This is a genomic window from Bacillus alveayuensis (assembly GCA_030812955.1).
In the GTDB taxonomy this organism is placed as follows: domain Bacteria; phylum Bacillota; class Bacilli; order Bacillales; family Aeribacillaceae; genus Bacillus_CB; species Bacillus_CB alveayuensis.
Window position 1 is genome coordinate 70,924 of the sequence record JAUSTR010000005.1, and the last position, 12,382, is coordinate 83,305.

The window sequence follows — 12,382 nt, forward strand, 5'->3', positions numbered from 1 at the left end:
GATCTTCGCCATTAAAAAGCTTTGAAACCTAAAAGTTTGTCCTTATATTATGCTCCAAATACCATAAATGCGATAACAACCGCGATGATCGGAATCGCCTCAACTAGCGCAACCCCGATGAACATTGTAGTTTGTAGCATTCCGCGAGCCTCTGGTTGACGCGCGATTCCTTCTACTGTACGAGATACGATAAGACCGTTACCAATACCAGCACCTAGTGCCGCTAAACCAATTGCAATTGCAGCTGCTAATAAATTCATGAGCAAATGTCCTCCTTTTATTTTAGAAAATTATTTTTTTCAAAATGAAATGTAAAGCATGAAAGCTTAAAAGTATATACATTAATGGTCATGACTCACCTTGTGTGCCATATAAACCATTGTTAACATTGTGAAAATAAAGGCTTGGATAGCACCAACAAATATACTAAAAGCCTGCCATGCAATCATTGGTACGGCAGCAACAATCGTACCAATAATACCGCTGGCTATACTATGTGCATATCCATTTGTTGCAAGTCCAGCAAGTAGTCCAAGTAAAATCTCCCCGGCAAAGATGTTACCGTAAAGACGGAGACCAAGCGTTAATGTGTTAGCAAATTCCTCGATAATCTTAAGAGGAAATAAGAATGGAAGCGGTCTTAAGAAATCACGACCATATTCGCTAGCCCCTTTGAGCTTAATGCCATAGTAATGAGTAAGGGCTACAACCATAATCGCTAAAGTTAATGTAATAGTAGGGTCTGCAGTAGGCGATTTCCACCATAGCTCTTTTCCAACGACGACGGAAAAAGGGAGCCCTAGCATATTTGCCACAAAAATGTACATAATAAGCGTCATTCCTAATGTTAGGAAGCGACCACCCGTTTTCCAATCCATCGTACTGCTAATAATATTCTTGACAAAATCCATAACCCATTCCATAAAGTTTTGCAATCCAGTAGGATACATGGATAAAGATCGGGCTGATAATACAGCAATGATGAAGACAATAACACTGGTGATCGTAATCATTAAGATGTTTGCTAAATTAAAGTATAGACCGAAAAGTTCTACAATCGGCGCTTCGTGACCCAACAGATTTCACCTCTCTTCCCAAGCTTGTCCGCGAATATAAAAAATGTAATCTATCATAATGACAACATACATTGTCATTAATCCAATAATCACGCTAAATAAATGAAAATATTCAGGGAATTTCAGTGCTATTAATACCGCCAATCCTGCTATAGCCATTCTTGAAATAGTTCCGATAGAACGCGCAGCTCGACCCTCTTCCATTGCTTTTTGGAATTGTTTTGATTTGCGAATCAATAACCATAAATTATAGAGGCTAAAGCTAGTGCCAAGGATCAGTCCGAGGAAAATCGTTTGATACGGAGTAAACCCCCACCCCAAAACGTAACCAGCAAGCAAATACAATATGTATTTCCTGCTTCTAGTCCATAAATTGTTATATTGATACATGGATGCTCTCAATCTCCTGAGAATAAATGATGAACGAGTTTAAACATAGAGTAAATTCCAGCTGCTAGTCCAATTAGAAGGCCAATGATTAAAAATAAAGGTACAGTATGAAATTTATTGTCCAGCCATCTACCTGCGAAAATACCGATAAGTGTTGAACCTACTAATTGTGATAGAATAGCGGACATTAAAGCCATTGCTTGGAGCGGATGGCGTTGTTTTGGTCTCATAGAAATAGAATCCTCACAATATTTTAAATATAAGGATTTTTCTGGGTTTTTGCGATATAAATAGGTTTTGAAAACCTTATCATCTCATTCCCCGTTTAGCATACAATAGGCATACTTTAATGTCAATCTCTTTCATGAGAAAAGTTTCACAATTCGACAAGGACTACACAATTTGTTCACATTTTTTTCACAAAATATTACTCGTTTTTTAATATTTCAGGATTAAGACTTAATTCTGTTTCAATCTTATCTTCTTTTTTCCCTTTTTTCGCAAAAATGACCGCTTTATAGATTCCTTTTGGTACATTTAATGTTTTGATATTTACATTCTTCTCCCGCAGTCCCCTCGGAACATTGCGCTGCCAATCTAAAAAGGAAATAAAGCGCAAAGTATCTGGGTCGTATAAAGCAATACCAAATTCTTCTGCACCACCTGGCAAATATAGTTCATAATGAAAGGTATTTTCCGCATCTGCTAAACCAAATTCAAACCCCATTAGACGCGGATAATCTGGTTCATTGACAACAAACAAATAAGGAATACGAATCGTTTGTTCTCCAGATTGAACATGTACATAGCCATCATATATTCCATTTTTAAATAAGCTTGGTGTCATATCAACTGATATAACGACATTCCTTTTTTGCTTTGGCGGAACTTGAACCGTTTTCGGGAGCTTCCATTGAATGCCATTGCGATGTTCAGGCTGTAAAAAGGTGAACTTTCTTTCATTTTCAGATTGATTATCTAATGTCAATCGAACCTGTTTTTGCATTCTTGGTTCGGTTGAATAAATTTGTCCAAAGGTAATAGAGGAAGGATATATTAACACATTTGTCTGAATCGCTTTCACAACATCTATCCTCCCTGCCCCTTGTTCATATGAGCGGAGTGGCTTTCCATCGCGTCTTGTTATTGGTTTAGCCGTATTCATTAACGCAGCTTTTACTTGAACAGGATTCCAGTCCGGATGAGCTTGTTTAATTAAAGCACAAGCTCCGGCCACATGTGGTGCTGCCATACTTGTACCATTTAGAGCTAAATACCCATTTGGAATTGTACTATCAATCTCAACCCCTGGAGCTACTACATCTGGCTTAATCTCCCATGTTGTCGTGACAGGTCCACGTGAACTAAATTCGGCCAATGTATCTTCTTCTTTTTGATAAACGGTTTTCAGCCATGCTTTGTTGTCGATATGCTTTCTGAGCCACTCTCCGTCTTTTTTGGAAATCGAAGCTACTGGTATGTGAACTTCTCTTTCTAATTGTCCGGCAAAATTTCCGGAAACATTGTTATAGATGAGCAGCGCTTTTGCACCTTTTTTTTCGGCATTTAACGCCTTTTCTGTGAACGAAAGCTTTCCCCGTTTCACTAGCACGATCTTTCCGCGTACATTTTTAGGAAAATCTACATCTTCTCCAAGCTTTGCGTAAACGATATTTTCCGTCCCTTCTAAGTCCCATTTTGCCGATCCATGCATAGGTAAAATAGGAATTTGTTTATGATATCCTGATAAAGTTACGTAAGGCACTTCTATTGGCGGGGTCGATGCCCCTACAGAAATTGCTTTACTAGCTGTACCTGGCGAACCAACCGTCCAAGTTTTAGGCCCGGAATTCCCACTGGAAACGACAGCAATAATTCCTTTTTTAACGGCTTGATTTAACGCTAAGCTTGTCGGCCAATCAGGACTATTGACACGATTGCCTAGCGATAGATTGATAATATCCACTTGATCGATAATCGCTTGTTCAATAGCTGATATCACTTGCTCTGATGTACCATATCCATTTGGTCCAAGGGCACGATAAACAATAATAGACGCATCTGGAGACATACCCGTCAATTTTCCATTTGCTGCAATAATTCCAGCAACATGTGTTCCGTGAATGGTGGCGCCATTCTTTTCGGTAGCCTCCATCGGATGTCGGTCTCCGTCAACAAAATCGTAGCCTCCTTTATAATTGCGGCGTAAATCAGGGTGATGATAATCGATCCCTGTATCAATCACCGCAATTTTGATTCCTTTTCCTGTTAGCCGTTCGCCCTTTTCGTTAAAATATCCGCGAATCCTTTCCCCGCCAATAAATGGCACACTTTCCTCGATGTTCGGCTCGTAGGTTGAAACAGGGCTTGCATGTAATATGAATGGCTCATTTAATAGCGACTGCAAATCTCTTTTTCGACCTTCAACCGAAAAACCGTAGAACGCTGTTTGATATTGTTGTCGTATCTCGATATCAGGATAACGTTCTTTTAACATTCTCTTCGCTTTTGAAAAGCTTCTTTCGTCCACAACGATGATCATCGTTTCTTTTTGAAGCTGATCATTTGGAAGCATAGGGCGATCCGGATACATTACTGCGGCCAATGGTGAATAAACTGGCAGCATCAGCATGATAATCAATATGATAAAAGAGCATTTTAACGAGTGACCCATCATCTCACCTCAATGGTTATTTTGCTCGTTTTTTCCTTTTTCATAACTGATGAGGGAAATAAAAAAGGGAAAGCAGAAGGAAAAAGAGGGAATCGAAAAATAAGGCTGTTTTCGTAAACTTTGTTGCTTTTCGACTGTCCATGAACCGAACAAAGCACGTTGCAAGCGCATCGCTTGCCTGGACAGTCGAAAAGCTATGGTAAAGCAACAATCTTTTAGAATAGAGCCAAAAAAAACATGCGGGATTGTCAGACTCCACAACAAGGCGCGTGAGGTCTAACATTTATGGGGCATCACGTCTACTTCGTTCCGAATAAGCGGTCTCCTGCATCGCCAAGTCCAGGAACAATATATCCATGATCATTTAATTTTTCATCTAATGCAGCAATATAAATATCGACATCTGGATGTGCTTTTTGCATCGCTTCAACGCCTTGTGGTGCAGCAACTAAACACATAAAGCGGATGTTTTTCGCTCCTCGCTTCTTTAAAGAATGAATCGCTTCAACAGCTGATCCACCTGTTGCAAGCATTGGATCGACAACAATTAATTCACGCTCTTCTACATCGGAAGGAAGCTTAACATAATATTCTACTGGCTTTAACGTTTCAGGGTCGCGATAAAGCCCGACATGACCCACTTTTGCTGCTGGAATCAGCTTTAAAATACCATCAACCATGCCAAGTCCAGCCCGTAATATCGGGATAATGCCAAGCTTTTTCCCGGATAAAACCTTTGATGTCGCTTTGCTTACAGGTGTTTCCACCTCAACTTCCTGCAACGGTAAATCACGTGTGATTTCAAATGCCATCAATGTAGCAATTTCTTCTACTAATTCACGGAATTCCTTCGTTCCCGTATTTTTATCACGAATATACGTTAATTTGTGCTGAATTAACGGGTGATCAAACACATACACTTTCCCCACAGTTCACAACTCCTTTACACTTTTGCACCTCAATTGATTTTACTGAAAAAAGAAAAGAGTTTCAACAAAAGAAAAGGGTGTTGCATGTTTTGTCAAAAAAATGTTTTTTCTGTCCCTTTTATCAAACCAATAAGAAAAGCTCAAAGCTCCCCGCTTAGCGGCGTATGAACTGGACCGCTCCACATGAGATAAAGGAAACACGAAGAGCGAAAGCGTCGATGTTGACTTATCGGAAGGAGGAGAGGGAAGTTCACTAGTCGCTGGGCGTCTTTCGCTAGACATCCATTACTATATAAAAGGGTTTATTCCTTCGAAATTCTGATATGATAAAAAAAGCACCTCCCAAATCGGAAGGTGCTCGGTTACCGAATCAGAATTATAGATTAGGGTAAAGAGGGAATTTTTCCGTTAATGCCTCAACACGACTTTTCGCTTCTGCTAATTTTTCTTCATTTTCATGATTTTTTAGGGCAAAAGCCATAATTGAACCAATTTCATCCATTTCTTCTAATCTAAATCCGCGGCTCGTGACAGCTGCTGTACCGATGCGAATGCCACTTGTGACAAATGGAGATTCTGGATCATATGGAATCGTATTTTTATTAACAGTAATACCGATTTCATCTAGCACTTTTTCAGCAATTTTACCAGTAAGGTTTAAATTGCGCACATCAAGTAAAATTAAGTGATTATCCGTTCCGCCAGATACTAAGTTTAGGCCTTCTTCTTTTAACTTTTCGGCTAAACGTTTCGCATTGTCAATGATATTTTTCGCATATTGTTTAAAGTCGTCTTGCAGCACCTCACCTAAAGCAACTGCCTTAGCTGCAATAACGTGCATTAATGGCCCACCTTGAATACCAGGGAAAATAAATTTATCAATTTTTTTAGCGAATTCTTCTTTGCATAAAATCATTCCACCGCGTGGACCTCTTAACGTTTTATGAGTAGTCGTTGTGACAAAATGAGCATATGGAACTGGATTTTGATGAAGTCCTGCAGCGACAAGTCCGGCAATATGAGCCATGTCGACCATTAAATATGCGCCAACTTCATCGGCAATTTCACGAAACTTTTTGAAATCAATTTCACGCGGGTAAGCACTAGCCCCTGCAACAATTAATTTCGGCTTATGTTCAAGCGCTTTAGCTCGTACATCCTCGTAATCAATCAAATGCGTTTCTTGATCGACGCCATATTCGACGAAATTGAACTGAATACCGCTAAAGTTTACCGGGCTTCCGTGTGTTAAATGACCGCCATGGGAAAGATTCATTCCTAAAACGGTGTCGCCATGCTCTAACACGGCATAGTAAACGGCCATATTTGCTTGCGAACCAGAATGCGGCTGAACGTTTACATGTTCTGCTCCAAAAATTTCCTTCGCACGGTCACGGGCAATATTTTCAGCGACGTCTACGTATTCACAACCTCCGTAATAACGACGGCCTGGATATCCTTCAGCATATTTATTGGTTAACACGGAACCTTGTGCTTCCATTACCGCTTCACTTACAAAGTTTTCTGATGCAATTAATTCAATTTTCGTACGCTGGCGTTTTAACTCGTTTTGAATGGCTGCAAATACTTGCGGATCCTGGCTTTGAATGTGTTTCATCAATGAGTTCCTCCTTTAATGTTATCTGTGAATGGCAGCAGGCTTGTCTTAAAAAATTATGGCACTGCTTTATATTCATTTCAGATCATTTTAAAGAATGATCCAAAAATTTTTGCTTTTCACGATTCATTGTAGCATGATTCAAACAATGGCAAAACAAATTTCCATATGAAAAGTCTCAGCTTCTTAGAGAATTGTTCGGTTCACGTCACGCTACACGCGTGACATAGCAAGCGTTTCGCTTGCTTGACAGTCGAAAAGCGATCATATAGTAAAGCAACAATCTTTTAGAAAAAAGCCTTAAACTAAAAGCGAAAATAGAAACGCAAAATGCCATCATCATTCGTAGCATTTTGCGTTTCATTCATGTGCAAGACTCTGTCCTTTCCGTACGTTCATAAACTGCTCGTGCACCGCCAATAAGTTTCGGTCTTGTTGTCGCTAGTGTAACATGTGCATGGCCGACTTTATTTTTAGAACATCGAACTGGGACAGCAACATGCTTTAAATGCATGCCGATAAACGTGTCGCCTATATCGATGCCATGATCTGCACGAATAAATTCAACGACGACCGGATCGTTCATTTGTTGAAATGCATATGATGCCATGGAACCGCCCGCTTTCGGGACAGGGATGACGGAGACGATTTCATCGTTTCGCTTTAGTGCGGTAGCCCGTTCCACAACGAGAGCGCGATTTAAATGTTCACAGCATTGGAAAGCGAGCTCTATTCCTGTTTCGGCTTGAAGCTTTTGCAACTCGTCATATATTATTTCAGCAACTTCTTTTGCTCCAGCTGTACCAATTTTTTCACCGATTACCTCACTTGTGCTGCAGCCAACGACAAATAATTGACCTTTTCTTAAAGATACTTGCTGCTTGAAGTCGTTTAAGATAATGGAAAGCTCTTCTTTCCAAATTGGCAATTTCGTCATTTCACCCCTCCGTTACAGATGCTTCTGTTCATATTCAGATATTTTTCCTATCCGTCTTGCATGGCGACCGCCAGCATATTCTGTCGTTAGCCATGTTTTCGCAATTTCTCTTGCTAAGCCTGGACCGATGACACGTTCACCCATTGCTAATATGTTGCTATCATTGTGCTCACGAGTTGCTTTTGCACTAAACACATCATGAACGAGTGCACAGCGGATGCCTTTCACTTTATTGGCAGCGATAGACATGCCGATACCTGTACCACAAATTAAAATGCCGCGGTCAAATTCGCCGTTGGCAACACGTTCTGCTGCTGGGAGCGCATAATCCGGGTAGTCAACGGATGTCTCGCATTCACAGCCGATATCTTCATACTCAATATTCATCTCTTCTAACAATTGTTTAATTTCTTCACGAATTTTCATCCCGCCATGGTCTGAAGCAATAATAACCTTCATCGTATAACCTCCTATATCTAATATGTAAAGCGTTCAATCGTTTTTTTCAACTGTTCACTGCTTTCGGCAAGTATTTTTGTTAAATCATTAATATTTTCGATATTTTTCGTTTGATCTTCAACGGCTCGTGTGACCTCTTGCGCTCCGGCAGATGTTTCTTCAGCGATAGCCGCTACTTCCTCTGATTGAGCACTTGTTTGTTGGATGCTCTCCATTTGTTGTTTTACAAGATCACTAATTTGTTTGACAGCTTCCGCTACTTTTAATATCGTATGACCCATTTCCTCTAGCTTGCGTTCACTTTCCTTCCCCTTCTTCACTTCATCTCGTGCCACTGTAACTTGTTCACGAATTTGAACGACAACGCGATTCACTTCATTTTGAATATTTTGAATTAATGATGAAATATCTTGAACCGCTTTCGCACTTTCATCTGCCAATTTACGAACTTCTTGGGCTACTACTGCAAATCCTTTTCCATGTTCACCTGCTCTTGCGGCCTCAATGGAAGCATTTAAAGCTAGCAAATTCGTTTGATCGGCCAGATCTCCGACAAGTGATACGATCTTTTCAACCTGTTTCGCATTATTTTCTAGTCGCTGTACTAATTGAATAGAATGTTCATTTTTTTCTGCTAAGGTATGAATTCCTGTAATTAACGAATGAAATACTTTTTTGCTTTGATCAAGTGATTCAACCATTTCATTTGACATTTGCTCTGATTTTTTCGCTTCAGCCTCTACTTTGCTTGCTAAACTGACAACGTCTTCAACCGCTTCAGCCGTTTCTTGGATCGAAGCTGCCGATTGATCAGCACCTAATGAAATTTCTTGAATGTTATATGTAATACTTTGAGCTTGTTTTTCCGCTTCCTCTGTCGCTAAATGAATATGTTGAACTTGTTGATTTGTCTGTTTAAAATTTGTTTCGATTTGGCGAACCATGTCTCGCAAATTGGCTAGCATTTCATTGAAAGCAAGACTTAACGCCCGAATTTCATCATCACTTTTAAAGATCGGAACATCGTCTTTAATATTGCCATTCGCCGCTTCCATAGCCGATTTTTCAAGTCGTTCTAATGGCTTCGTAATAAACCATGCTGCAAAATAAGCCAAAATTCCTGACCAAATAATTCCAAGTGATAGCGTGATGATCGTAAACGGTGCTTCCGCAATATATTGTTTCACAAAATCATATATGATATAAATGAAAAAAGCGCTAGTTGAATAGGTGATTAAAGCAAGGGCCACAACAAATAAGACAAGCTTGCGCTGGAGGCTAAATTTATATCGTTTTCGGGTGTTCACAATTTCCCCTCCTATTGGATTCCCTTCAATTTTATGATCAATTTTTCAATTTTCTCACTTAATTCTGCAAATGTTTTCCTGTAAATGTCAACTGACCCGCCAAATGGATCGATAATATCCGTTATATCTTCATTTTGATCTGATACAAATTCAGACAGTGTAAATGTTTTTTCTTTTGCATGAGGGAAATGATGAATAACAAGTTCTTTATGGTTTTTTGTCATCGTCAATATGTAAGAAGCCCAATTTACTAAATCGTCTGTAAGCTGAGAAGAACGATGGTTCATTGCAATCCCCTTTTCTTCCAGTACTGCCTTCGTATGATCTGAGGCATCACTTCCATCCATTGCAAACACACCCGCTGACTTTACATGTATATCCTCATCTTTATATCGATGTCTGAAAAGGGCTTCCGCCATCGGACTTCGGCACGTATTTCCTGTACAAACAAACAATATATTTTTTTGCACATTTCAGCCTCCTTTATGCTCCAATTACGATCAGCCATTCCATCTGCTACTTCAAAGATTTCGTAAAGAAAAAAATAACCAGGCGTGTTGATTAACCAATAATAACCAGTTGGGATGGCTCTATTTCTAGCTTTTCTGCCGAAGTCGGCAAGCGAATCGCTTACCGACTGGGCATGCTATACGCATGCCCTTCTCGAACAATGAACGCTTTTCGGGCAAATGAATTTGCCCGCTGGCGTTCTTGTTCGAGGGATGTGGCAGAAAAGCTTGTGTTCAGCCATACGATTCTGTATGTTTAAGTAAAATAATGGATAATCAACACTTGTGAAAAATAACAAATCTACTTATATTATTATAATCCAATGAAAACGTTTGTGAAATTGTTCTCTTATGATTTCATAAATTTTTTCCATTTTCCAAAAAGTCTCTTTTCTATAAGATTGTTGCTTTACAACCTTAGCTTTTCAACTGTCCAGGCAAGCGACACAGTTTACGTAAACAGCCGCAAAAAAAAAGCGTGAATACAGACGCTTTAGCGTAATTATAAGAACAATAATTTTACTCCAAACGCCAATAAAATACAGCCGCCAATTCCTTCACTATAAGTGCCCAGCCAGTTTTTCACCCGTTTTCCGATAAATAATCCGCACCATGTTAACACCATGCTGACAAAGCCGAACATGAAAATGGTTGAAACGATATCCGTACCATATATTCCAAGGCTTAACCCAACGGAAAAGCTGTCAAGGCTTACACTTAATGAAAAAAGAATTAAACCAAGACCACTTGGCGTGATCAAAGGAGTTTCATTCTTTCGAAACGAAGCATAAATCATTTGAATTCCTAAAATAAGCAATAAGCTTCCTCCTGTATAGGTTGCTACTTGTCCTAGCTTTTGTGTCATCAGCCTTCCAAGTATAATCCCCAAAAGAGGCATCATCATATGAAATAAGCCAATGGTTACTCCGATATGAAAGATTTGGCGAAGTTTTATTCGAATAAGCCCCATGCCTAATCCGACTGAAAAAGCATCCATTCCAAGAGCTATTGCCATGATCCATAACGTTGAAAATGTTCCCAATATCAAAAAACCTCCTTGGACACGCCTAATTCAACGTATGCGTATCCAAAGGAGATTATGACTTCTCTTTCGACAGTCGAAAAAATAGGGAGTCTTTTTTTCGTCAGCCATAAGTTCAATCTCCCAGTTGTATATATATTTTTGCTTCCCCATACAAGCAAATGCGATGCAATGTGGCCAGTAATCGGCTGAGTGTAGAACAAAATTTCAACTTATTTGGCCAATAAAAATGAAAAGAACTATTCGAATCTTGATTGTGCCACGATTTTATGTCCAGCAGCTTTTAATAAACGATTCATAATCGCTTGTCCAACCCCTTCTCGCGGGAAGGATTCACTAAATAAGACATCTAGTGGTTCCTCATTAAATTTGCGCAAGGCATCATACAAATGAGCGGCAACGGTTTTGAGATCACTTCTTTTTCCACATATAATGATTCGATCTGCCTCATACTTATCCTTGTTTTCTTCTGTTGTTAATACGCCAACACGTTTTCCATTTCTTTTTTCTCTATTAATAAACGACTGTAAAAATTCTGGGCTGCCGTCTACAATCGTTAATGGCGCATCTGGTGCATAATGAGTATATTTCATACCTGGTGATTTTGGCTTTTGTGATTCATCTAATATATTTTGATCATAACAGACTTGTCCAATGATAGCCTCTATCTCCTCTTTTGATACACCGCCAGGTCGCAAAATCACCGGAATTTCCTCTGTACAGTCAACTACTGTTGACTCTACTCCTACACCAGTGGGTCCACCGTCGACAATTCCTGCAATACGTCCTTTTAAATCCTGCTCAACATGCTTCGCTAACGTTGGACTCGGTTTTCCTGAAAGATTTGCACTTGGGGCAGCAATCGGCAGTTGGGAAGCTTTCAACAAAGCAAGAGCGACAGGATGTGCCGGCATGCGTACAGCCACGGTTTCTAAACCTGCTGTTACGTATGTGGATAACCCATTTTTTTTCGGCAGTACGAGCGTGAGCGGCCCCGGCCAAAAATGCTCTATTAATTTTTGCGCATAATCAGGTATTTCTTGGACAAATTCCTGTAATTGTTTTGAATCAGCAATGTGGACAATAAGCGGATTATCGCTTGGTCTTCCTTTTGCCTCATATATTTTCAACACCGCATCATCCGACCTTGCATTCGCCCCTAATCCATAGACTGTTTCTGTCGGAAAAGCGACAACCTCTCCTTTCTTCAGATATGATGCTGCCTCTATGATTTGCGGCGAAGTGGCGGCAACATTTTTATCCACACGATCCACAACCCATATTTTTGTATCCATTACGATGTCTACTCCTTTATTCACATCTATTCCAATCATAGTATAGTTTATCCTTTGTGAAGGATAAGGTAAAATTGCCAAATAAACAAGCTTTATCCACAATTTGTGGATAAAGCTGCTGTTAATAGTGGATAACTTTGTGGGTA

13 protein-coding genes are annotated in these 12,382 nt (G+C 39.7%); all 13 read right to left on the minus strand.

Annotated features, from left to right (window positions below; translation table 11 throughout):
• Nucleotides 1–47 precede the first annotated feature (47 nt).
• Nucleotides 48–260: a F0F1 ATP synthase subunit C gene (atpE, locus tag J2S06_RS08395; RefSeq protein ID WP_044896341.1), complete on the minus strand. Its 213-nt coding sequence runs from the start codon at nt 258–260 to the stop codon at nt 48–50.
• Between the two features lie 81 nt (nt 261–341).
• Nucleotides 342–1,076, minus strand: coding sequence for a F0F1 ATP synthase subunit A (atpB, locus tag J2S06_RS08400; RefSeq protein WP_419151997.1), 735 nt, complete (start codon nt 1,074–1,076; stop codon nt 342–344).
• 6 nt (nt 1,077–1,082) lie between these two features.
• Nucleotides 1,083–1,466, minus strand: a complete 384-nt coding sequence (locus J2S06_RS08405; RefSeq protein WP_419151998.1) for an ATP synthase subunit I — start codon at nt 1,464–1,466, stop codon at nt 1,083–1,085.
• Nucleotides 1,467–1,474: 8 nt separating this feature from the next.
• On the minus strand, nt 1,475–1,696 hold the full coding sequence (locus J2S06_RS08410; RefSeq protein ID WP_419151999.1) for an AtpZ/AtpI family protein: 222 nt from the start codon (nt 1,694–1,696) through the stop codon (nt 1,475–1,477).
• 197 nt (nt 1,697–1,893) lie between these two features.
• Nucleotides 1,894–4,140 carry a S8 family serine peptidase gene (locus J2S06_RS08415; protein WP_419152000.1) on the minus strand — a complete coding sequence of 749 codons (2,247 nt, stop codon included), beginning with the start codon at nt 4,138–4,140 and terminating at the stop codon, nt 1,894–1,896.
• Nucleotides 4,141–4,439: 299 nt separating this feature from the next.
• Entirely contained in the window at nt 4,440–5,069 is a 630-nt protein-coding gene (gene upp, locus J2S06_RS08420; RefSeq protein WP_044896345.1) for a uracil phosphoribosyltransferase, read from the minus strand.
• 376 nt (nt 5,070–5,445) lie between these two features.
• Nucleotides 5,446–6,687, minus strand: coding sequence for a serine hydroxymethyltransferase (glyA, locus tag J2S06_RS08425; RefSeq protein WP_044746853.1), 1,242 nt, complete (start codon nt 6,685–6,687; stop codon nt 5,446–5,448).
• 364 nt (nt 6,688–7,051) lie between these two features.
• Nucleotides 7,052–7,624, minus strand: a complete 573-nt coding sequence (locus J2S06_RS08430; RefSeq protein WP_044749473.1) for a TIGR01440 family protein — start codon at nt 7,622–7,624, stop codon at nt 7,052–7,054.
• A 12-nt stretch (nt 7,625–7,636) separates the two neighbouring features.
• Nucleotides 7,637–8,083 (minus strand): ribose 5-phosphate isomerase B, encoded by a 447-nt coding sequence (gene rpiB / locus J2S06_RS08435; RefSeq protein WP_044749472.1) that lies wholly within the window; start codon nt 8,081–8,083, stop codon nt 7,637–7,639.
• Nucleotides 8,084–8,100: 17 nt separating this feature from the next.
• The gene (locus tag J2S06_RS08440; protein WP_200894654.1) at nt 8,101–9,393 is read right to left on the minus strand and encodes a methyl-accepting chemotaxis protein; all 1,293 of its coding nucleotides are present in this window, start codon (nt 9,391–9,393) and stop codon (nt 8,101–8,103) included.
• Nucleotides 9,394–9,401: 8 nt separating this feature from the next.
• Complete coding sequence (locus J2S06_RS08445; RefSeq protein ID WP_419152001.1) at nt 9,402–9,860, minus strand: low molecular weight protein arginine phosphatase; 459 nt, start codon at nt 9,858–9,860, stop codon at nt 9,402–9,404.
• Nucleotides 9,861–10,401: 541 nt separating this feature from the next.
• Complete coding sequence (locus J2S06_RS08450; RefSeq protein WP_044749474.1) at nt 10,402–10,914, minus strand: manganese efflux pump MntP; 513 nt, start codon at nt 10,912–10,914, stop codon at nt 10,402–10,404.
• A gap of 266 nt (nt 10,915–11,180) precedes the next feature.
• On the minus strand, nt 11,181–12,236 hold the full coding sequence (locus tag J2S06_RS08455) for an L-threonylcarbamoyladenylate synthase (protein ID WP_044894370.1): 1,056 nt from the start codon (nt 12,234–12,236) through the stop codon (nt 11,181–11,183).
• Nucleotides 12,237–12,382: the final 146 nt, after the last annotated feature.

What these genes read in the sequence shown, in the direction of transcription:
- J2S06_RS08410 (WP_419151999.1), bottom strand. Translation starts at nt 1,696, where the DNA reads ATGAGACCAAAACAACGCCATCCGCTCCAAGCAATGGCTTTAATGTCC.
- J2S06_RS08430 (WP_044749473.1), bottom strand. Translation starts at nt 7,624, where the DNA reads ATGACGAAATTGCCAATTTGGAAAGAAGAGCTTTCCATTATCTTAAAC.
- glyA (WP_044746853.1), bottom strand. Translation starts at nt 6,687, where the DNA reads ATGAAACACATTCAAAGCCAGGATCCGCAAGTATTTGCAGCCATTCAA.
- J2S06_RS08450 (WP_044749474.1), bottom strand. Translation starts at nt 10,914, where the DNA reads ATGGCAATAGCTCTTGGAATGGATGCTTTTTCAGTCGGATTAGGCATG.
- rpiB (WP_044749472.1), bottom strand. Translation starts at nt 8,083, where the DNA reads ATGAAGGTTATTATTGCTTCAGACCATGGCGGGATGAAAATTCGTGAA.
- J2S06_RS08455 (WP_044894370.1), bottom strand. Translation starts at nt 12,236, where the DNA reads ATGGATACAAAAATATGGGTTGTGGATCGTGTGGATAAAAATGTTGCC.
- atpE (WP_044896341.1), bottom strand. Translation starts at nt 260, where the DNA reads ATGAATTTATTAGCAGCTGCAATTGCAATTGGTTTAGCGGCACTAGGT.
- J2S06_RS08415 (WP_419152000.1), bottom strand. Translation starts at nt 4,140, where the DNA reads ATGGGTCACTCGTTAAAATGCTCTTTTATCATATTGATTATCATGCTG.
- J2S06_RS08405 (WP_419151998.1), bottom strand. Translation starts at nt 1,466, where the DNA reads ATGTATCAATATAACAATTTATGGACTAGAAGCAGGAAATACATATTG.